Below are 22,482 nucleotides of genomic sequence, written 5' to 3'. Positions count from 1 at the left end.
AAATTATGAAACCTAAAATATCAAGACTTGCCGCTACAGAAAAAGCCTTAGAAGTAATCTGGGAGCTGGAGAAGAAATACGGTGATCTCATGTTCTACCAGGCGGGTGGATGTTGCGAAGGAACACAGCCGCAATGCTTCGAAAAAGGCGGGTTTTATCCAAGAATGAATGATGCCATGATTGGCACTATTAATAATCACGAATTCTGGATCGACCGTGATCTGTTCGAATACTGGCAATACTCCCATTTCACACTGGATATTACCGACGGCTTCGGTCCGGGCGGATTTTCTCTCGAGACCCCTTTAGGCAAAACATTTAAAGTTCATTATCGACTCTTTACTCCTGAAGAGCTGGAAAACCTGGAACCTGTAAAGCGAAGTGAATAAATCATTAAAAGAATGATGATTCGTATACATTATTTTTAAAGGTATTTTCAACAATATAACTACTATAATCTGTTTCCTTTTATTTGTATCATACCAGTGGTATTTTGTAAGATTTGGTTATAGGATTCGTCAGTTCGAGTATTTTTTTCGTAACAAAGTGGAGAAAAAACGTATCGAGAACTTTTGAGTACAGTGGCTTATAGTCAAACTTCTTGATACGATTTTTTCAAAATCTACTCGAAGTGACGAAAGTAAATCAAAACGCACAACGGGTTATAGAACTATTTCTATAGCCTTGTAGATGTTTATCTACAAAGGGCTTTTGTGTTAATTATTTCATTAAGTTTATCCTCTAATTTAAAAAATTACACAAATGTCTATCAAGTACACAGTGATTGAACGCGGTGAGCCAGGCGTAACTGGCGGAGGAACCAAAAAGTGGTATGCACAGGTAAAGACTGATGGCGAAATGAGCGTCGACGACTTGGTAAAAGAAATCGAAAAATTTTCTGCCCTCAGTGAAGCAGATATTCGGGGAGTCATCATTGCCCTCGAAAACGTCATTCAGAAAGAGCTTGCCAATAGCAAGATTATCAGACTCGACAAATTGGGGAGTTTCTATCCCAGTCTCAGCAGTGGAAGTGCCGAAAGTGCCGACAAGTTTAATGTAAGCCTTATCAAAGGAGCGAAGGTAAACTACCGTCCTGGTAAGCGTATTACTGATGCACTCAATACGGCCACTTTTACCAAAGACAAGTAAACGTATAAAACCTGCGCAGGTTTTACCTCAAACCTAAGCAGGAGTTACTCCAAACCTGCGCACCTTTTGCATAAAAGCTGCGCAGGTTTTTTATGAAACATAGTTAGGTACTTTTAAATACATTAATTAAACGGCATTAGACCTTGACAAACCTATTGACAAACATTGACGCAATCAACTGCCCGACCGCATTTAAAACCGTTGCTAAAGGATCTACCAATGTTCCGATAATCATCACAGCAGGGATCGCTTCCTGGGGAAGTTTATACACCGAGATCATCAGCATTTCGCCGATATATCCGCCATTGGGAATTCCGCCCGCTACAATACTGACGAAAACGGTAATGCCTAACGCTAACAGCAGGTTCATCGGATCAAAAAAATCTCTGCCAATAATCATAAAAGCAACATAGATCTTAATGATTGAAGACATCGAAGAGCCGTTCTTATGAAGCGTAGTCCCAATAGGAATTACAATGTTAGAGATCTGACTGGGAATTCCCATGTTAGATGCTGCCTGCAAATTGGCTGGCATAGTGGCAAAGCTGCTGCAGGTACTTAGTGCTGTTACGGTTGGGTAAATAGCATTCTTCCAGAAATTCCTGATTCCGCTTATTCCTCCTGCTATAAAAGCATACAGTGAGAAAAATACCAGGAAATAAATAACACCGGCAATATAATAAAGCCCTAAAGGTTTAGCATAAAATCCGAAAAGCTGAGGCCCCAAAGTAGCTACCTGATAGGCAAAATAAGCACCCAGTCCAATAGGTGCAGCCTTCATAATCAGCAACAGGAGCTCTTTCATTACCTCATATCCTGAGGCAATAAACATTCTGAAAGATTGTCCGCGTTCTCCGGCCTTTCTCGCTGAAAAACCGGTCATGAATGCAAAAATGAGCAGTGCCAGCATATTCTGCCTTGAAAAAAGCTGTGTAAATTCACCGACTGTAAAAAAACTTACAATCCTGTTGCCCCAGCTTTCCTGGGATGAAACCTCATCGATCACTTCCTTACTTCCGGAAACACCCGAAACTGGAAACAGATACACTGCGCAGATCGTGAAAACGGCTGCCGTTAAAATGAAAAGCAGGAACGTCAGCGCCATTGTAAAGATGATCTTTCCGAATTTCGATTGCTGATCGAGAGAGGCAATAGAGTTGGAGACGGCAAAAAAGACCAGGGGAACCACACTTACGAAAAGTAAATTGAGAAAGATATCGCCCAAAGGTTTTATATACCCTACAACCTGGGGTGCAACGATACCAATAATGCTTCCGATGGTGATCCCGAGAAGTAAAAGCAGTATTCCGGAGTAGTTTTTCAGAACTTCTTTCATAAGGCGCTTTTTACTCAAAGATAGCTTTATTTTTAACACTTCATTATATAAATTTCCTTTCTAAAATGCTTAAATTTGAGTAAAAACGTTTCTATGGCTTATATAGACTACTATAAAATTTTAGGCGTAGATAAGAACGCAACCCAGGATGATATTAAAAAAGCTTACCGAAAGCTTGCGAGAAAGCTTCATCCTGATCTGAATCCTGATGATAAGGAAGCAGAAAGAAAATTCAAAGAGATCAATGAGGCCAATGAGGTGCTCAGCAATCCTGAAAACCGGGCCAAGTATGATAAATACGGCGAACACTGGAAGCATGGGGAAGAGTATGAGAAAGCACAGCAGCAACAAAGGCAGTATCAGAGCCAGGGCAGTGATTTCGGCGGTGGTTTCTCCGGTGCTGATTTTGGAGAAGGGGAGGATTTCTCAGATTTTTTTCAAAGCATGTTTGGCGGCGGAGGTTTCGGAAGAAGTTCAAGAGGGAGCGCTTCAGGAAAATTTAAAGGACAGGATGTTCATGCAGAACTGAATCTGAACTTAAGGGATGCTGCCACCACGCATCAGCAGACTTTTGATATTAATGGTAAAAAAGTAAGGATTACAATTCCCGCAGGCGTATATGACGGCCAGCAGATCAAGCTGAAAGGTCACGGCAGTCCGGGCTACAACGGAGGTCCTGCAGGAGATTTATATATTACCTTCAATATTCCGGCAGATCCTGATTTTGAAAGAATTGGTGATGATCTGAAAACCAAGGTTTCTATTGATCTTTACACTGCTGTTCTGGGAGGTGACGTGAAAGTAAACACGCTGACAGGAAGCGTTAACCTAAAAGTAAAACCCGAAACGCAGAACGGAGTGACTGTACGATTAAAAGGAAAAGGTTTTCCGGTGTATAAGAAAGAAGGACAATTTGGTGACCTGTTTGTGACGTACGACGTAAAACTGCCAACGAACCTTACCGATCAGCAGAAACAACTTTTCGAACAACTTAAAAATTCCTAAGCCATGAGTGAAAGAATATCACGGGAAGAACTCGTAAAAATATACAATATTGAGGTTACTTTTTTTGATGAACTGGTCGATTCCGGTTTGCTGCATGTTCACACAGAAAATGAGATTCGTTATCTGATGTATGAAGATCTGCCGTCCTTTGAAAGATTTGCCAACTGGCATTATGACCTTGAGATCAATCTTCCGGGGCTTGAAGTGATTCATGATATGCTCAGGAAAATGGACGAACTGAAACAGAAGAATCGCGAGCTGATGAATAAGCTTTCTGCGATCAGTGATAAGTATGACGAATAATGAGTTTGAGAGTTGTAGAGTTTGAGAGTAGGAGCGTATAAGGGTTTGCTGAAATGGATTAAGGGAAAAACTTATATTTGTATTTATAATTAATCAATATGAGTGAAGAGAGAGTGATCGTTCTGAAGCCTAAAAGGCAGGACTTTGAAGAGATCTATTTCAGCGGAAACCAGGGAAGCCTGTTTTTTTCGTCAACAACACGGGGGAAAACAATAACAACCATTGTGGTAGGTCTTATCTTACTGATCTTATTATTTTTCAGAGATGGTTTCAGCAAAGAGAAAGCGGGAATCTTATATTTTGTCAGTTTTCTGTTCCTGTTGTGTGCCGTTTTTCTTTCGGTAAGCATTAACAAAGTCTCCAGATGGAAAAAGCATGTGGGACATTATTTAACCAAGCTTGAGAACTGCAGCATCTATGAGATCAGATTTGACGATCAATTTTTTACCGTCAATATCGATGGTGATAAAGAAACCAGCGAATGGAAAGATTTTGAGTTTTTCGACAGCAACAATGAATTCATCAGCATTGAAGGTAAACACAGCTACATGTTTCCCAGAAAGTCAATGAGCGAGAAAGATTACAGCTTTTTAAAGCAGGTTTTAAAGCAAAGAATTAAGGAATAACAAATAACATCTGTCAGGAAATAGTTTAATAAAATACAAGAACTCAGAACATTTGCTCTGAGTTCTTTATGTATTTAAAGAGATGACCGTTAATCCAGCCAGCCCATTTCCTGCATCCATTCATCATTGTAGATCTTTCCTACATATCTGGATCCGTGGTCATGAAGCAGAACTACGATAACATCATCTTTCGTGAACTGATCTTTCATCTGTACCAAAGAGGCGATGGCGCTCCCCGCAGAATATCCGCAGAAAATTCCTTCTTCTTTCGCCAGCTTTCTGGCGTAAATGGCACCGTCTTTATCTGTTACTTTTTCAAAATGATCAATAACCGCCATATCATAGTTTTCAGGGATAATATCTTCCCCGATTCCTTCCGTAATATAGGCGTAGGCATGATCGTAATGAAGCTCGCCGGTTTCATGAAATTCTTTTAGTATAGAACCGTAAGTATCAACGCCGATTACCTTGATATCCGGGTTTTTCTCTTTAAAGAATCTTCCGCAACCGGTAATCGTACCTCCTGTTCCGGCTCCGACTACAAAATGGGTCAGCTTTCCTTCGGTCTGTTCCCAGATCTCGGGAGCGGTAGACTCATAGTGTGCTGCTCTGTTAGACAGGTTATCATACTGATTGACATACCAGCCGTTTTCGGTTTCATTAGCAAGTCTTTTAGAAACAGAATAGTAAGAACGCGGATCGGTAGGTTTCACATCAGTTGGGCAGACAATAACTTCAGCACCCAGAGCACGTAAAATATCACATTTTTCTTTTGATTGTTTTGAGTTGGTTACAAAAATACATTTGTATCCTTTGATGATCGCTGCAAGAGCCAGCCCCATCCCTGTATTTCCGGAAGTTCCTTCGATGATCGTTCCTCCTGGCTTCAGTCTTCCGTCTTTTTCTGCGTCTTCAATCATTTTCACGGCCATTCTGTCTTTTACAGAATTCCCGGGATTGAAGGTTTCCACCTTTGCCAAAACTAATGCCGGAAAATCTTCACCCAAAACTTTGTTAAGCTTTACCAGCGGTGTATTTCCTATAGTTTCGAGGATGTTGTTTGCGTATTTCATAAATGTTTTTTAAAGCATGGCAAAGATACGGCTTTAAATTTTATTGAGCTTAAGGGATGGTAGGATTAAAGAATGTCAATGGTCAATTTCTAAGAGTCAAGGGTTAATTTTCCTGTGATTCTATATTCACTTGTGAAGCAAAATTCACCATTCAGCATTAATGTCAATAGTTAATTTCTGCAGATCAATGGCCAATTTCCCAGTTATTCTAAAATTCACACGCGAAGTAAATTCACGATTTAGCATTCACCTTTAATTATATTTAATCGCCTTCACCGGAGAAATTTTGCTGATCAGGTAGCTTGGAATGATAAGCGCAAGCCCCGAAATAATCAGAATACCCAGAGAGATGGAAATGATAACAAATGGGTTGAGATCCACCGGAACGGTACTCACGTAATAGTTCTCAGGGTTGAGCTTGATAATGCCAAAAAACTTCTGAATTAAGATCAACCCGAGACCGATCAGGTTTCCATACAGAAGTCCGGGAATCATGATGATGAGTGTATAATTGATAAATGTGGCCCTAATCTGAGAATTGTTGGCACCAAGGGTTTTAAGAAGTCCTATGGAGTTGGTTCTCTCGATAATAAGAATTAAAAGAACCATAATGATATTAATCACCACAACAATCAGCATAATGATGATGATAAGGGCAATATTCGTGTCAAAAATACTGATCCAGTCTGTGATTTGGGGAAATTTCTCGGTCGCTTTTTCGGCATAGTTTTTATAGCCGATCAGCTTTTCGATCTCAGGAAAATCCGTATCTGCATCATTTACATTTTTAAAGAAAATATCAATACCACCTACTTCATCAGGCTTCATATCCTGAATTTTCCGTACGTGGTTGATGTCTCCGATCACAAACTGATCGTCTATCATCTTAATATCAGTTTTGTAAATTCCCAATACTTCAAATTTCCTGTAAATAGGCTGCTGGTCTGCCCTTGAAAATACGGTGACAATACTGTCCTTTACTTTAAGGTGAAGATCATTGGCAACTTTCTGGGAAATCACCACGCCATTATTGTATCCTTTTTCAGTGATAGTCGGCGTAGTTCCTGCAATCAGGAATTTTTTAAATCTTAAGCTGTCAAAATCTTTTCCTATTCCTTTAAAAATGATTCCGGCAAAGTTGTGCTCGTTTCTCATGATGCCTGTGAGCATCGCATATTTCTGTACCGACTCTACATCAGGAAGCTGGCGGATTTTCTTAACATCCAACCCCTGATTGTCAAGAACGGAGGTGTTATAGGATGAGTTTGATCTCGTCGATTTTACGGTGATGTGTCCGCTGAAATCTGCCAGTCTCTCTTTGATCGCCTTTTTAGAACCGAATCCTGTAGAAACGGTAATTAAAGAAACAATAATTCCCAACGCTACAGAAAGCCTGCCGATGAAGATGATCACCCTTGAAAGGTTATTTTTGTTATCTTTGGAAAACGCTATTTTTCTAGAGAAATATAAAGGAAATTTCAAGCTTATGAATTTAGATTTCAAAATTAAAAATTTACTTCTTATTTGCCTAATTTTTTTAGGAGTATTCCAACAATATTATTCTCAGACTCAAGCTCAAGGCGGTTTTAAGACAGGTGCCGATCAGCCGGAAGTATATTTGCCTTTGCTGAAGGGTAAAACTATAGGTGTTGTTACCAACCAGACCGGGCTAATGAGCAACAGAATACATGTAGTTGATTTTTTGGTACAGAAAGGAATTAAGATTAAATCCATCTTTGCCCCGGAACATGGCTTTAGAGGCGATGCCGATGCAGGTGAAAAGGTGAAAAACGGAGTTGATGTAAAAACAGGAATTCCCATTATTTCTCTGTATGGAAACAATAAGAAGCCAAAACCCGAGCAGTTAAAAGGAATTGATGTGATGGTTTTTGATATACAGGACGTCGGAGTTCGCTTTTACACGTATATCTCTACATTGACTTACCTGATGGAGGCTGCCGCAGAAAATAATGTTGAGGTGATGGTGCTTGACCGTCCAAACCCTCACGATGGCTATACAGATGGACCTGTTTTAAAGAAACAATGGACAAGTTTTGTAGGGATGCACGAGGTTCCTGTTGTTTATGGCCTGACAATAGGGGAGTATGGTAAAATGGTAAATGGAGAAAAGTGGCTGAAAAACGGGATTCAGGCAAAATATACCCTGATTCGCATGAAAAATTATCATAAAAAATTAAGATATCCGGTTTTAGAAAAGCCTTCGCCCAATTTACCTAATGATAAATCTATTAATCTGTATCCAAGTTTATGCTTTTTTGAAGGCACTCAGGTTTCTGTCGGGAGAGGAACGGATTTGCCTTTCCAGATTTATGGTTCACCATGGACGAAAGATTTGCCGTATCAATTTACTCCTAAACCCAATTTCGGAGCAAAAGATCCTTTCTTAAATGGAAAACTTTGTTTTGGAGAAAATCTTTCAAACTATCCTGAAGATTTAAGAGCTTTGCATCTGGAATGGGTTATCAAAGCGTATAAAAACTATAAAAACCCTGAACTTGATTTTTTTCTTAAACCTGCTGCGGGTAAGAACTTTTGGTTTGATACGTTAGCAGGAAGTGACGAACTGAGAAAGCAGATTATTTCAGGAAAATCCATCGCTGAGATTAAAGCTTCATGGAAAACTGGTCTGGAACAATTTGAAAAAATAAGAAGGAAATATATTATTTATGAAAATTAAAAAGTGAATAGTCAATCGTCAATTTTGGCTTTGCCAGCCAATTTAGAAAATTCACGAGCTTAGCGAATTGACCATTAACCATTCATTGTCCTCAGTCAAAATCGTGCGGCGTTTTATCATCTTTACCTTTGTTCATTATAAACAGGCCTATTGATAAGCCTATTACACCTGCGGCACCTATCATTAAAGCTCGTTGAAGTTTATCCGCTTCATTATTTCCGAGATAATTCATCAGGAAAAGAATGGCAAAAGTGATAATGCAGATGATCAGGTGATTTTTTCCGAATAGTTTCATTGGGATTATTTTAATTTATAAGAAATCATGACGCCTCCTCTGTAAGGTAGAATTTCGCCACTTCTGTTGAATTTATTATCTTTTCGGTCGTAGCGTTCTCCGGTGGTTTTGTCGTAGCCTTTGTAAAAGTCCTGTGAAGTTCCTACAGTTCCGTACAAGTCAATATTCCATCTGTCGGAAACTTTAAATTGATATCCCAACGTAACACCTACAATTAGCGAATAGCCTTTCTGATAAAGATTGGAAGTAACGAAAACTTCTCCAAAATCATTATAATAAGGGCCATCGGACCAATAATTCCACTTTTGTAAGGTAAATGATGAGGCTGCAATATTTGCGCCGACATAAAAATGTCTGAATGCTTCGTTAAAATAATATCTGCCTTCCGCAGAAACAGAGTAATACTGCAGTTCATGTCCTGCAAACGATTTCCATGGTGAAATCAGCACATCTCCCTGTACAGTAATTTTTTGGGTAAGTTGGTGTTCAACAGCTAGATTAACAATTCCAATAGGAATGAGTAGTGCATTACCTTTCACATAGACACTGGTTTCACTACTTTGCTTTACTTCCTGAGCTTGTAAACTTCCTAGTAAAAAAGAGATAAGAAACGCTATAATGAATGTAATTTTCATCATTTGCTGTTGTTGATTTGATTTAGTAATGCATCTGCTAACGTAGAATCTTTCTGAGCCTGGGTGGCCATATTTTTGGACATTTCAGCATATGTTTTCGCCTGATCTTTGTTCCCGGTAAGGAAATAGAGTTTAGCAAGAATGTAGGTGTTTTCAGAGGTTTCACCACGCATCACTGATTTTTCCGCCCATTCTGCAGCTTTTTTTAGTGAAGAAGGATTGGTAATATGCTCAGAGAATACCCAGGCAGCTTTCAATAATTCGTTGGGTTCAAATGCTTCTGAATTTCGGTAATAAGCCAGGGCCGCTTTTTCATATTCCGGAAAATTTGCATTTTGCTCATAATAGCTCAGCTTAGTCTGGTTGAGTTTTACCTCTGCATCATGTTTCCCAACCAATGGCTCAGCCGTTTTCATAAAATAATCATCATTAATTCTCTTATTTTGTCGGTCGATAGACTGTTCAACGACTTTTCCCAATTTAAGCTGATTATCGAATTCCCGGTAAGTTTCTTCAGGTAAAAATTTGATGATCTCTGATTTTCTTTGGGTGAAAAATGTATAATTTTTATCTTCAGAAGATTTCAAAAAGAATAATAAAAGACCTACATCATCTTTCGTGAGTTCAGCTCCTTTTTCCTTATTTTCAAAATATCTTTCCGAAGCTTTTTGGGCAAAATCAAAATCAGATGTTGAGTTGAGTCTCATGATGTTCATCAGGAACTCAGGATCTTTTTCACCTTTTTCAAAACGTTCCTTTAATGTTCCCTTTTTGTTGTTGGGTGAATTAACATCTTTTGCCATTGACAGAAACATGTTTTCTTCCATATAACCGAAATTTTGTGAAACAAGTTCGCCGTCGCCATTTAGAAACAGATAGGTTGGGTAAGAGCGTACGCCGAATTTAGCGGCAATTTCTCTTCCTTCTCCTTTTTCCATATCAAATCTCGCATTCACAAAGTTTGAATTGTAGTAATCGCCCACTGTTTTTTTTGTGAAAGTATTTCTTTCCATCATTTTGCAGGGACCACACCATGAAGTATAGGCATCAATAAAAAGTATTTTTTTTTCTTTCTTTGCCTTTGCGATAAGATCTTTAAAAGGCAGTTCCTGAAACTGTATACCTTCCTGGGCAAATGCTACAATACATGAAAATAAAAACAAAACGGTAATAATCTTCTTCATTTTCAACAAAATTAAAAAGCGAATATACTTATTTTCAACATAAGTAAGGGGTAATTATTATGATTTTATGGATAACTTAACATCATAATATGACATAAAACAAAAAGCCATCCCATGTGAGATGACTTTTGTGTGGTTTCTCCAGGAATCGAACCAGGGACACATGGATTTTCAATCCATTGCTCTACCAACTGAGCTAAGAAACCAAATTTGTACTTCGTTTGAAGTGGTGCAAAAGTAATAATAATTATTACATTCTGCAAATTTATTTAAAACAGTTTTGAAAAGAAAACCACCTTTTTACAGGTGGTTTTGTGTGGTTTCTCCAGGAATCGAACCAGGGACACATGGATTTTCAATCCATTGCTCTACCAACTGAGCTAAGAAACCATTCTTTTACTTCGTTGTTTTAAAGTGATGCAAAAGTAGTAAGTTTTGATATATGAAGCAAGTATTAACAATGTTTTTTTTAACAAAACTTAAAAACCTACTGATTCTCAACCGAATTATTTTCCTGTTCCTTTCTAATTTGCTCACTCATCTCTTCTAATACTGGCTTGATCGTACTTTCCGGAAGATCGCTGATTCTGATGTACATTAATCCGTCGATCGCATCATTAAAGTTTGGATCTACATTAAAGGCAATTACTTTCGCATTCTGCTTGATATATTTCTTAATTAAAACAGGCAGCCTTAGCTCCGGCTCAAGGTCGTCGATAATTTTATCGAGTTTGTTCAAATCAGATTCCATCTCTTCGAAAAATAAATGCTTGTCTCTGTCACGAAGCTTCACTTTATATTCATTTCTTGGAGTAATATATTGTGCTACGGCTGAATCGTAATAATTCGAACGCATAAACTCAATCATCAGAGATTTTGAAAATTCGGAAAACTTGTTGGAGATACTTACACCTCCCATAAGGAATTTATGATCCGGATTTCTCAGGCAAACGTGAACGATTCCTCTCCAGAGAAGGAAAAGGGGAAGTGGTTTTTGCTGATATTCCTGGCAGATGTAGGCACGTCCCATTTCAATCACTTTTTTAAAGAATGGATGAATGTCCTGTTCAAATTCAAATAATGAACTTGTATAAAATCCTTTGATGCCGAATTTCTTCATGACTTCTCTTCCAAGAGCCATTCTATAAGCTCCAACGAGTTTTTCTTCAGCATTGTCCCAAAGAAAAAGATGGTGATAATGCTTGTCATATTCATCAAGATCGAAAGGTAAATTGCTTCCTTCTCCTACGGCCCGGAAAGTGAGCTCTCTCTGACGGCCTATCTCTCTCATGATCGAAGGAATTTCCTCGTAATTGGTGAAATATACCTCATAATTTCCATTGCTGAAGAACATTTTATCGGTGCCTTTGAGTTTTTTGATGTCGTTTAAAATGTCTTCTTTCGGAGTTTCATCAATAATATTCTGGACAATGTTCTCTTCCTTCATCAAAGGAAATTTTACCGAAAGATTCTGAAGGTTAATACTTTGTGCCAGAGATTTTCTTTTTTCATAATAAGATTTCATCATGTAAACCTTACGTTTCAAAAAATCACCCAGTTCTTCAATACTTTCCATATCATCCATCGCTTTCACGGCAATAGGCTTTCCGATTCTGATTCTGATAGGTTTTTCCCTGTCGTTCATCATTTCTGCGGGAAGCATCATGGTCTGCAGGCTCGGATGAAGCTTGGCTACCTGATAAAACATTCTGCTGTTTTTAGCATGAAAATACATAGGAACCACCGGCACTTTAGCCATTCTTATCAGCTTGAGTGCCGGTTTTTCCCATTCCTTATCTAAAATCTCTCCATAAGGATTATTTTTATTTGAAACTTCTCCTGCAGGGAAAATTCCCACACAGCCTCCGTTTTGCAAATGCTTTAATGTTTCGCGCATTCCGGATGAGCTGCTGTAAGCTTCTTTTCTGTTTTCAAAAGGGTTCACCGGAATGACGTACGGTTCCATCGGTTTGATTTTTTCCAGAAGGAAATTACCCATCACCTTGAAATCCGGACGTACTTCCGAAAGTATTTTACACATTAAAATACCATCAATTGCGCCCAGCGGATGATTGGAAACAAGAATGAACGGTCCTGTTTTAGGGATTTTTGCCAGATCTTCTTCAAAAGCTATATAGCTTAAGTTCCGCTCTCTCACAAATGAGTCGAAAAAGTCTTTGCCTTCCTTGTCTTTTAATTTATCGTATAATTTGTTTACTTCATTTATTTTAGCAATGCTCATTACGGCAGATGCTACAGGATTCTTAAGAAATCCTATTTTATTCAAGCCGGAAGCCTTTATCAAATCGTTTTTCGAAATTAAACTCATGTGTGTTTAGTCGCAATTAGTTTTATTGTGTTACCATTTGAAGTGTATTCTTCGAAATCTGCTCCAATAATACACTTTTTTCCCGGTAAAATTGATCTATATGGTCCATCTTCGCATTTCTTACAGTAAATAAAGATACATTTTTTACTATTTCCGTGCGGAATATTTTCTGAAGTTCTTCATTCAGTTCATCGATGGTATTAAATTTATCTTCAAGACATAATGCCAATGAAATCGCAGAATTCTGCATCAGAGAAACCTTGATTTTGTATTTTGACAAATATCCGAAAATTAAACTCATATGGTCTTCTGCGATGAATGAGAAGTCACGTGTTGAGATTTTTAGTAGGGTTTGATTTTCTTTTAAAATATAAGATTCTTCACTCTGATTTTTGTCGGATGCACCTACTTTCGTACCTTCTTTGGTAGGATCCACGAAGGATTTTACATAAAAAGGAATATTCTTTTGCTGAAGCGGCTGCAATGTTTTAGGGTGAATAATGCTTGCACCGTAATAGGCCATTTCAATGGCTTCTTCATACGAAATATTGGAAAGTAATCTTACATCTTTGAATTTTCTTGGATCACCCGTCATTACGCCCGGAACGTCTTTCCAGATTGTCATAGCATCAGCATTAAGGCAATAGGCAAAAATTGCAGCGGAGTAGTCGGAGCCCTCTCTTCCTAAAGTTACTGTGAAATTATTTTCATCAGAACCGATAAATCCCTGAGTCACATAGCAGATTTCTTTATTTAAGTGTGAAATAAATTCTTCAGTTTTTACCCAATCTACCACACCTTCTCTGTAAGAATTATCTGTTTTTACGTAATCTCTTGCATCCAGCCATTGATTGATGAATTGAATTTCGTTTAAATATTCACTCACAATTTTTGTCGAAATCATTTCTCCACAGCTTACCACCTGATCGTAAACGAAGTTGTAATTCGGAGATTTGTTTCTTCTTAAAAACGAATCTATATCATCAAAAAATAAGTTGATTTCTGCAAAAACAGCATGGTTTTCAGGGAATAATCCTTCCGCAATTTCAATGTGCTTTCGTTTTATTTTTTCAATCTCAGTTTGATAGTTATCTTTCTTGAAATAAAGCTCCACTACTTTTTCCAACTCATTCGTCGTTTTGCCCATCGCTGAAATGACCAGCAGACACTTGGCAAATCCCTGGCTTTTTAATACCATGGACACATTTCTTACACTTTCAGCATCTTTTACCGATGCTCCACCAAACTTGAAAATTTTCATTAAATTGTTAATAATAAAATTGTTAGATAAAATTTGTGGGAATATTTTACGGGTCACAAAATTATACATTTACAACGAGATATGAAATAGCGTTGAATCACCATGAGCTTAAGATTTCATTAAAATTATTAATCTCCGTAATTTATCATCATATAATCATGTCATCCGGGGAAGATTTTTATGATAAGTCCTAATTAAAAGTCTGAAAATTATTCAGTATATTATTGATAAACAGTGGATAAGATCTTTTCTTAATAATTATTTTTAAATGTGATAAATTTTACGAAATTTGGAGGAAACGTAAAAAGCAAAATATGTCAGAACGACCATTACAGACTTTAGGAGAGTTTCTTATTGACAGACAAGACGATTTTCAGTATTCCACGGGAGAGTTTTCCCGGCTTCTGAGCGCGATAAGACTGGCTTCAAAAGTAGTAAACAGAGAAGTTAATAAAGCAGGAATTGTAGACATCGCGGGCGCTGCGGGAAACCAGAATATTCAGGGTGAAGAACAGCAGAAACTGGATGTGATTGCCAATGAAATTTTTATTACCGCTTTGTCTCAGCGAGAGGTTGTCTGCGGAATTGCTTCCGAAGAAAATGATGATTTCATCGATATTAAATGTGGCGAAAACGGACATTTAAGTAAATATGTTGTATTGATCGATCCTCTAGACGGTTCTTCCAATATTGACGTCAATGTTTCTGTGGGTACGATTTTCTCGATTTACAGGAGAGTCACCGAGCCCGGGACACCAGTTCAGCTGGAAGATTTTTTACAGAAAGGAATCAATCAGATTGCGGCAGGATATGTAATCTACGGATCATCAACCATGATTGTGTACACTACAGGAAACGGGGTAAATGGCTTTACACTTGATCCTTCGTTAGGAACTTATTATCTATCGCATCCGAATATGACTTTCCCAAAGACAGGAAAGATTTATTCAATCAATGAAGGAAATTATATAAAGTTCCCACAAGGAGTAAAAAATTACCTTAAATATTGCCAGATGGAAGAAGGTGACAGACCTTATACCTCAAGATATATCGGTTCGCTTGTCGCTGATTTTCACAGAAATATGCTGAAAGGAGGAATTTATATTTATCCTTCTTATTCACAGGCTCCGAACGGAAAGTTGAGATTATTATATGAATGTAATCCAATGGCTTTCCTGGCTGAACAAGCAGGTGGAAAGGCAACGGACGGATTCAGAAGAATTCTTGAAATTGAACCTACCGAACTGCATCAGAGAATTCCTTTCTTCTGTGGAAGTATTGATATGGTGGAAAAAGCGGAGGAATTTATGAGAATCGACAGTGTAAAATAATGAAAGCAGAATATTTCAGATATTTATTAGAATTCAAACGCCCGAGTGGAACATCTCGCGGCGTTTTGCTTGAAAAAGAAACTTTTATTCTTGAAATTTCAGAAAATGGAAAGAAAGGAATAGGAGAATGTGGGATTTTCAGAGGTTTAAGCTTTGATGACAGTCCTGACTATGAAAAAAAACTTCAGTGGCTTTGTGAAAATATTCATCAGAATTCCAAAATTTTAAAAGAAGAACTGAAAGAATTTCCGTCAATTTGGTTTGGCTATGAGCAGGCCATTTTAAACCTGAAGAACGGCGGAAATATTTATTTTCCAAGCGAATTTACTGAAGGAGGAAAAGCTATTGTTATCAACGGCTTGATCTGGATGGGCGACATTCATTATATGGAAGAGCAGATTCAGGAGAAGCTGGAGAAAGGTTTTCACTGTATTAAATTGAAAATCGGTGTCGATTGGAAATCAGAGCATGAAATTCTTAAGAAATTAAGGAATAAATTTCCAAAAGAAAGCCTGGAACTTCGTGTTGATGCCAACGGAGGTTTTTCAAAAGACGAAGCTAAAACGGTGTTACAGCAATTAGCTGATCTTCATATCCATTCCATCGAACAACCCATAAAAGCAGGAAACTGGCATGATATGGCGGAATTATGCTCAGACACTCCGACTGCTATTGCATTAGATGAAGAACTGATAGGTATTATTAATAATGATCGAAAGATTGAGTTGCTTGACACGGTAAAACCTCAGTATATTATTTTAAAACCCTCTTTAATCGGCGGTTTTTCGGGGTCTGATGAATGGATTTCCCTCGCTGAAAAAAGAAATATCGGATGGTGGATCACTTCTGCACTCGAAAGCAATATCGGTCTGAATGCCATTGCGCAATATACATTTACCAAAAAAAATCCGATGCCTCAAGGTTTGGGTACCGGATCTTTATTTGTCAATAATTTTCCGTCAAATCTTGATTTGAAAGGAGAATTGTTGTACTTTAAAAATTAATCTTAAGGATGGGATTTTTCAGATCTCTCTGATGATTTCATCCTATTATTTTAGAATTATTAATTATCGATTTGATATTTCATTAAATGTATTCAGCAGTGAAATGAAAAATAAAATCAATTAATAACTAAAGTAATAGGGTAAGTTCTTTCTGTAATTGTGTGTTCTAGATAACATCTTCTACGAAAATTGCCTTTCTAAGGTATTCTAAAAATGAAGAAAACTTTTCTTTAACCTTTTTCATAATAATATTATTTAGTGTTCTGTGTGCTTATCTGGTTACAATCTTTGTGCCATACCATGGTATGTTTACAATTTTTTAATATGATATTTTTCATGACGGAATTTAAATGTGTGTTTAATAATTGATTGGAATAATACAATTCGTATATTTCTTTATTTAAAAATTTTTTCAGAATCTCTAAAGGATAAGTCTACATGTAGTGAATGATTCTTTCGTAGAGTAACGAGTAATCTCCCTTGGTTTGGAATATAATTAGACATGCTTAAAGTATTTCAATAACGGTTTCAGTTCTTGGCAAAGATAGGCCAAAATATTGAATCGCCAGCCGTAAAACCCATTAATTATAATTTCCATAACACTTTAAATTTTCTTAAATTTGCAAATTGTCGTATATACGGCATATTTAAAGCGAATTCAATGGAAGAAGAAAAAAAATCTCTCAATTTTATTGAGCAAATTATCGAAGATGATTTGGCAAACGGACTGAAAAGAGATCAGATCCGTTTCCGTTTTCCGCCTGAACCCAATGGTTATCTGCATGTAGGTCATACAAAAGCGATCTGCATCAACTTTGGTTTGGGTGAAAAATACAATGCTCCCGTGAACCTTCGTTTCGACGATACGAACCCTGAAAAAGAAGAACAGGAATTCGTGGATTCTATCATGAAAGACGTTGAATGGTTAGGTTTTAAATGGGATAAAGTTTTGTACGCCTCCGATTACTTCCAGCAGCTTTATGATTGGGCCGTACAGATGATTAAAGATGGTAAAGCCTATGTAGACGAGCAGCCATCTGAAGTGATTACCGAACAGAGAAAAAACCCTACCGAACCAGGAATTGAATCTCCATACAGAAATCGTCCTGGTGAAGAATCTTTGGATCTTTTCGAGAGGATGAAAAACGGCGAGTTTGAAGAAGGTTCAATGTCTCTTCGTGCAAAAATCGACATGACGTCACCTAATATGAACATGCGTGATCCCGTGATGTACAGGATTTTAAAAAGACCTCACCACAGAACCGGAACTGCATGGAAAATATATCCGATGTACGATTGGGCGCATGGTGAATCTGATTATATCGAACAAATTTCACATTCTTTATGTTCTTTAGAATTTGAAAACCACAGACCATTGTACGACTGGTATCTGGATCAGGTTTATGATGAAACCAAAGTGAGAAACAAGCAAAGGGAATTTGCAAGAATGAACGTTTCTTATATGATCACTTCTAAGAGAAAGCTGCAAAGGCTGATTGCTGAAAAAGTAGTGAACGGATGGGATGATCCGAGAATGCCTACTATTTCAGGAATGAGAAGAAAAGGGTACACAGCTACTGCTATCAGGAATTTTATTGAGAAAGTAGGGGTTGCCAAACGGGAAAACCTTATTGAGCTTCAGTTACTGGAATTCTGCGTTCGTGAAGATTTAAATAAAGTAGCAAAACGTGTCATGACAGTTGTGGATCCTGTGAAGCTTGTTATTGAAAACTATCCTGAAGGAAAAGAAGAATGGCTGGAAACGGAAAATAATCCAGAACAGGAAAACGCGGGAACAAGAGAAATTCCTTTCTCCAGAGAGCTTTATATTGAACGTGAAGACTTCAAGGAAGAAGCGAATAATAAGTTCTTTAGACTGAAACTGGGTGGGGAAGTCCGCTTAAAATCTGCTTATATCATCAAAGGTGAAAGGGTAGAGAAGGATGAAAACGGAAATATCACAACCATCTACGCAACATACGACGAAAAATCAAAGTCAGGTAGCGGAACGGAAGAAAGTTTAAGAAAAGTAAAAGGGACCATTCACTGGGTCTCTGCGAAACACGCGATTCCTGTAGAGGTCAGAAATTATGATAAATTGTTTACCGTAGAACAGCCAGATGCAGAAAAAGACGTAGACTTTTTAAATTTCATCAACCCGGAATCTGTGACAACCGTTCAAGGTTTTGCTGAGCCGAGTTTAAAAGATGTGGAAGTTGGAGAACCTCTGCAATTCCAGAGAATTGGCTATTTTACAAAAGATCAGGATTCTACTGAAGACAAATTAGTCTTCAACAGAACTGTGACATTAAAAGACTCTTATAAGCCGGAGTAAAATTTATTTATATCATTATAAATGAAACAGGGCTTATTTTTTTAAGTCCTGTTTTTGTTTTTAAAAGCAGTAATCTTCAAATGTCAGAATTAACCAAGAGACAACTTAAAAACAAACAGGACAAAATCCTATTAAAGAAAAGTTATTAAATATTTAATTGTGAAACTTATCTATCTATATACAAACTCATTCAAAGGGCTTTCCAAGGAAAGCTGGATGCTGGCTTTGGTAATGCTCATCAATCGGGCCGGCTCCATGGTACTTCCGTTTTTGGGAGTATATATGACCAATCATCTGCATTTTAGCATAGAAAATACTGGAATTGTACTCAGCTTTTTCGGAATTGGTTCCGTAATCGGCTCTTGGCTTGGCGGATTTATCACAGACAAGATCGGTGAATACAAAGTGCAGTATCTCAGTTTACTGCTCAGCGTTCCCTTGTTTTGTCTGATTCCTGTTTTCAAAACAGAAGTCGGGGTTGCTACTATTATATTGATTCAGAGTATTGTAAGCGATGCATTTCGTCCCGCAAACTCAGTAGCCATTACTAAGTATGCAAAACCTGAAAATATCACACGCGCATTCTCACTGAACCGGATGGCTGTTAATCTTGGATTCTCCATCGGTCCTGCCTTGGGCGGAATTTTATCGGCTATTTCCTACGAGTTTTTGTTTTTTACCAATGCGTTGGCTGCTTTACTGGCGGGAATTCTTTATATTATTTTCTTTAAAAAACGAAATAAGCTGGCCAGAATAAAAGCCAAGAAAGTGCAGGAAGTTATTGAAATCAAAAAGGAAAATTCGCCGTACCGTGATGGTAAATTTTTGCTGTATTGCTTTTTCTGCATGTTGTTCTCCATATGTTTCTTCCAGTTATTCAGTACGCTGACCATTTTTTATAAAGATTCAGCCCATCTCAGTCAGCAAAATATAGGATATATTCTGGGCTACAGCGGGTTTTTAGTTGTTTTGTTAGAAATGGGCTTAGTTCAGATGGCCGAAAAATACTTCAGCCTGGCTGTGACCATGTTTCTGGGGACATTCATTTGCGGACTTTCGTACGCCATGCTGGGTTTCGATCACAGTATGCTTACGCTCGTTCTTTCCATGAGCTTGCTATGCGTAGGCGAAATATGGGCACTGCCTTTTATGTCGACCATCACTGCCTTACGATCAGGAAAAAATAACAAAGGCGCTTATATGGGACTGAACGGAATCTCGTTTTCTATAGCCTTTATCGTTACCCCTTATCTGGGAACCCTCATTGCACAAAAATTTGGTTTTACCACCTTATGGATCGGAACCGGAATTTTAGCAACACTGATTGCCGTTGCGTTTTACTTTATCGTTCCGTGGATGATTGATGAAAGAAAACGAGCCGAATAGAAATTTGGGCGTGCCCCTCATTCCAAAGCTAAACCTCATAGGTTTAAAAAACCTATGAGGTTTAAAAAACCTATGAGGTTTCCCCAACAGATTCGGATCGGGCTGCTTTGGGGTCCGCTTCGCTTCCGTACTCGTTCGTTCCTCACTCGCACCGGCTCCTGCGTCGCCGCCCGCCGCATCCCTCACGCGAAAGTAGTCAATCCAAAAAAGCTTGTCAGAATGATTTTCGACAGGCTTTTTAGATTAATAACATCAGCTTATTATTCTGTAAAGATCCAACAACATTTTAAAATAAACTTATAATAACTCCTTTAATTAATAATCTGCATAGTCCTTGGGATTCTCGGAAGAATTATCTCAAATTGTCTATAAAAACACAAAAATTAAAAGCAATAACATAAAAAAAGAATAATTTTTGCTTATTCACACGCAATGAGAAAAATTTACATCCTTTTATCCGCAATGTCAGCAGCTTTTGGAGCAGCACAGGAAAAAGATTCTGCAGAACTGATCTCTGAAGTACGGATTGATGCTTACAAAAAGCCGGCGGTTTTGATCTCTTCCACCAAATCGGTATCGGTAGTTTCAGGCAACTTGTTGAATCAGAATCCACCGGAAAGAATGCTGGAATCCATCAACCAGATTTCCGGCGCCCGAATGGAAGAACGATCTCCAGGAAGTTACAGGATTTCTCTGCGTGGGAGCGCCCTACGTTCTCCTTTTGGAGTGAGAAATGTAAAAGTTTATCTCGATGATTTTATCCTTTCAGATGCTTCAGGAAATACCTATTTTAATGTAATTTCTCCCGAACTCATCAACAGAATGGAAATTTATAAAGGTCCTGAAAGCGGCGACTACGGAGCCGTGACCGGAGGGACATTACTGCTAAGAACATCAGATTCCGAAAAAGCGTCGGCTCAGCTTGCATCGGGAAGTTATGGAATGTTCAACCAGAGCTTTACCATTTCTAAGCAGTTGGGAAAACATTTTGTTGAAGTTTTTCAAAATTATTACCAGACAGATTCTTACAGAGCGCAATCTAAGGTCAATCGTAAACAGGTTTTTGTGAAAGATCATTTCAGCTATTCAGAAAAAGGTTTGCTTAAAGGTATGATTCTATATGCTGATCTCGATTATCAGACACCCGGCGGACTTACTCTTGAGCAAATGCAGACTGATCGGAAACAGGCAAGGCTGGCAACTAAAACCCTTCCGGGTGCTACAGATCAGGATGCCGGAATTCGTAATAAGATGATTCTGGCAGGGCTTTCCAATGAGTACAACTTTAACACTCATTTTTCACATTTCATTCTCGTTCAGGGATCTTACGTAGATTTTGAAAATCCGTTTATTACCAATTTTGAAAACCGATTTGAGAAAAATTTTGCGCTACGTACTCATTTCAACTATGAAAAAAACTGGGAGCATATTTCATTGGCGTATCGCTTTGGGTTTGAAGGAGGAATCAATGAGATTATCGTTAAAAATTATGATAACAATAGAGGAATCCAGGGAAACCCGCAGAATTTTGACAATATTAAAAATACTTCAGGCTTTTATTTTATTTCCCAAAAGCTAAATATTTATGATAAATTTTTTACAGATATTTCGCTGAGTCTTAATTCAAATGCGTACGATTGGGAAAGGTCTTTTCCGGATATCGCAAATGGGAAAGTAAGCTTTAAAAACCAGTGGCTTCCCAATTTTGGACTGAATTATCTTTTTGCTAAAGGGCTTTCAGTACGCGCAAAAATAGGAAAGGGAAATTCTGCACCGACAAATGAGGAAATCCGTGCGTCGGACCAGCAGTTTAATGCAATGCTCAAACCCGAATATGGCTGGAATAAGGAATTCGGAATCCGAAAGCAATTCGGAAATGCAGTTTTCGTAGAAGGAAGTTATTTTGATTTCAGGATGAAAGATGCCATTGTCAGACGTCAGAATGATGCCGGGCAGGAATTTTTCGTTAATTCAGGGGAAACTGTTCAGAAAGGTTTGGAACTATTAATGGAAACCAAAAGCTTTAATCTTGAAAATGATATTTTCAGCTTTTTTAAATTCAGAATTTCGGGAAGTTTTTATCGGTTTACCTTTGAAAATTACCGCCAGAATGATGCGGATTATTCTGGAAATGATCTTACCGGTGTTCCGCGGACAACCGTAAATAGCCTACTGAATTTTGTTTTGTTTAAAAAACTTGCCGTAGATTATTCACATTTTTACACCTCAAAAATACCACTGAACGATGCCAATTCCGTGTGGTCAGATCCAAGTTTTGTGGGAAATATACAATTTAGATTTCCTTTTGAGCTTGACAGGACAAGATTAAATGTATTCCTGCAGGTACAGAATCTTTATGATGAAGATTATGTTTCCGGCTTTGATATCAATGCTTTCGGGAACCGCTACTATAATCCGGCTGCCAAAAGAAATTTTGTTTTCGGGGTGAAGGTTGATTTTTAATTAGCTAATACAAATTAAACTCACTAAGAATCTATTCAATTTGTATAATCTGCGGAAATTATTTTATTT

19 protein-coding genes and 2 tRNA genes are annotated in these 22,482 nt (G+C 37.9%); 11 read left to right on the top strand and 10 right to left on the bottom strand.

From position 1 onward, the window contains the following. Positions 1–5: 5 nt before the first annotated feature. Both AC3WV0_RS15720 and AC3WV0_RS15715 read left to right on the top strand, forming a co-directional pair. Positions 6–389, top strand: a complete 384-nt coding sequence (locus tag AC3WV0_RS15720; RefSeq protein ID WP_488847039.1) for a DUF779 domain-containing protein — start codon at positions 6–8, stop codon at positions 387–389. Between the two features lie 373 nt (positions 390–762). Next, positions 763–1,149, top strand: coding sequence for an HU family DNA-binding protein (locus tag AC3WV0_RS15715; protein WP_488847038.1), 387 nt, complete (start codon positions 763–765; stop codon positions 1,147–1,149). 136 nt (positions 1,150–1,285) lie between these two features. On the opposite strand, the gene AC3WV0_RS15710 is transcribed toward AC3WV0_RS15715, so the two are convergent. Then, positions 1,286–2,485 carry a dicarboxylate/amino acid:cation symporter gene (locus tag AC3WV0_RS15710; RefSeq protein ID WP_488847037.1) on the bottom strand — a complete coding sequence of 400 codons (1,200 nt, stop codon included), beginning with the start codon at positions 2,483–2,485 and terminating at the stop codon, positions 1,286–1,288. A gap of 93 nt (positions 2,486–2,578) precedes the next feature. Here AC3WV0_RS15710 and AC3WV0_RS15705 point away from each other — a divergent pair, with 93 nt between their 5' ends. From AC3WV0_RS15705 to AC3WV0_RS15695, 3 genes are all read left to right on the top strand, one after another. Continuing rightward, the gene (locus AC3WV0_RS15705; protein WP_488847036.1) at positions 2,579–3,490 is read left to right on the top strand and encodes a DnaJ C-terminal domain-containing protein; all 912 of its coding nucleotides are present in this window, start codon (positions 2,579–2,581) and stop codon (positions 3,488–3,490) included. A 3-nt stretch (positions 3,491–3,493) separates the two neighbouring features. Next, complete coding sequence (locus AC3WV0_RS15700; protein ID WP_488847035.1) at positions 3,494–3,793, top strand: chaperone modulator CbpM; 300 nt, start codon at positions 3,494–3,496, stop codon at positions 3,791–3,793. 98 nt (positions 3,794–3,891) lie between these two features. Beyond that, the gene (locus AC3WV0_RS15695; protein WP_488847034.1) at positions 3,892–4,419 is read left to right on the top strand and encodes a YcxB family protein; all 528 of its coding nucleotides are present in this window, start codon (positions 3,892–3,894) and stop codon (positions 4,417–4,419) included. 89 nt (positions 4,420–4,508) lie between these two features. Here the strand turns inward: AC3WV0_RS15695 and AC3WV0_RS15690 are convergent, their stop codons facing one another. Next, positions 4,509–5,492, bottom strand: a complete 984-nt coding sequence (locus AC3WV0_RS15690; RefSeq protein ID WP_488847033.1) for a PLP-dependent cysteine synthase family protein — start codon at positions 5,490–5,492, stop codon at positions 4,509–4,511. Positions 5,493–5,744: 252 nt separating this feature from the next. Next, entirely contained in the window at positions 5,745–6,974 is a 1,230-nt protein-coding gene (locus AC3WV0_RS15685) for an ABC transporter permease (RefSeq protein WP_488847032.1), read from the bottom strand. A gap of 4 nt (positions 6,975–6,978) precedes the next feature. Here AC3WV0_RS15685 and AC3WV0_RS15680 point away from each other — a divergent pair, with 4 nt between their 5' ends. Beyond that, positions 6,979–8,190: an exo-beta-N-acetylmuramidase NamZ family protein gene (locus AC3WV0_RS15680; protein ID WP_488847031.1), complete on the top strand. Its 1,212-nt coding sequence runs from the start codon at positions 6,979–6,981 to the stop codon at positions 8,188–8,190. Positions 8,191–8,281: 91 nt separating this feature from the next. Here AC3WV0_RS15680 and AC3WV0_RS15675 read toward each other — a convergent pair whose 3' ends face one another. The 7 genes from AC3WV0_RS15675 to AC3WV0_RS15645 all read right to left on the bottom strand — a co-directional run bounded on the left by AC3WV0_RS15675 (position 8,282) and on the right by AC3WV0_RS15645 (position 13,894). After that, positions 8,282–8,485: a hypothetical protein gene (locus tag AC3WV0_RS15675; protein WP_488847030.1), complete on the bottom strand. Its 204-nt coding sequence runs from the start codon at positions 8,483–8,485 to the stop codon at positions 8,282–8,284. 5 nt (positions 8,486–8,490) lie between these two features. Then, positions 8,491–9,123 (bottom strand): DUF3575 domain-containing protein, encoded by a 633-nt coding sequence (locus AC3WV0_RS15670; protein WP_488847029.1) that lies wholly within the window; start codon positions 9,121–9,123, stop codon positions 8,491–8,493. Continuing rightward, positions 9,120–10,304, bottom strand: coding sequence for a thioredoxin family protein (locus AC3WV0_RS15665; protein WP_488847028.1), 1,185 nt, complete (start codon positions 10,302–10,304; stop codon positions 9,120–9,122). The genes AC3WV0_RS15670 and AC3WV0_RS15665 overlap by 4 nt, the downstream gene beginning before the upstream one ends. A gap of 133 nt (positions 10,305–10,437) precedes the next feature. Further along, a tRNA-Phe gene (locus AC3WV0_RS15660) sits at positions 10,438–10,510 on the bottom strand. A gap of 111 nt (positions 10,511–10,621) precedes the next feature. Further along, positions 10,622–10,694, bottom strand: a tRNA-Phe gene (locus AC3WV0_RS15655). A gap of 97 nt (positions 10,695–10,791) precedes the next feature. Continuing rightward, positions 10,792–12,633, bottom strand: coding sequence for a bifunctional lysophospholipid acyltransferase family protein/GNAT family N-acetyltransferase (locus AC3WV0_RS15650; RefSeq protein ID WP_488847027.1), 1,842 nt, complete (start codon positions 12,631–12,633; stop codon positions 10,792–10,794). A 22-nt stretch (positions 12,634–12,655) separates the two neighbouring features. Next, a complete protein-coding gene (locus AC3WV0_RS15645; protein WP_488847026.1) occupies positions 12,656–13,894 on the bottom strand; it encodes an aspartate kinase in 1,239 nt (412 codons plus the stop codon). 314 nt (positions 13,895–14,208) lie between these two features. Here AC3WV0_RS15645 and fbp point away from each other — a divergent pair, with 314 nt between their 5' ends. From fbp to AC3WV0_RS15620, 5 genes are all read left to right on the top strand, one after another. Next, positions 14,209–15,225 (top strand): class 1 fructose-bisphosphatase, encoded by a 1,017-nt coding sequence (gene fbp, locus AC3WV0_RS15640; protein ID WP_029295033.1) that lies wholly within the window; start codon positions 14,209–14,211, stop codon positions 15,223–15,225. Further along, positions 15,225–16,229: an o-succinylbenzoate synthase gene (menC, locus tag AC3WV0_RS15635; RefSeq protein ID WP_488847025.1), complete on the top strand. Its 1,005-nt coding sequence runs from the start codon at positions 15,225–15,227 to the stop codon at positions 16,227–16,229. The genes fbp and menC overlap by 1 nt, the downstream gene beginning before the upstream one ends. A 661-nt stretch (positions 16,230–16,890) precedes the next feature. Beyond that, entirely contained in the window at positions 16,891–18,564 is a 1,674-nt protein-coding gene (locus AC3WV0_RS15630) for a glutamine--tRNA ligase/YqeY domain fusion protein (RefSeq protein WP_488847024.1), read from the top strand. 216 nt (positions 18,565–18,780) lie between these two features. After that, positions 18,781–19,950, top strand: coding sequence for an MFS transporter (locus AC3WV0_RS15625; RefSeq protein ID WP_488847062.1), 1,170 nt, complete (start codon positions 18,781–18,783; stop codon positions 19,948–19,950). A gap of 432 nt (positions 19,951–20,382) precedes the next feature. Next, positions 20,383–22,413, top strand: a complete 2,031-nt coding sequence (locus AC3WV0_RS15620) for a TonB-dependent receptor (RefSeq protein ID WP_488847023.1) — start codon at positions 20,383–20,385, stop codon at positions 22,411–22,413. Positions 22,414–22,482: the final 69 nt, after the last annotated feature.

It is taken from the genome of Chryseobacterium sp. 27AL, assembly GCF_057815395.1.
The sequence above is the reverse complement of the archived record's forward strand: the minus strand, read 5'-3'. Positions and strand labels throughout refer to the sequence as shown.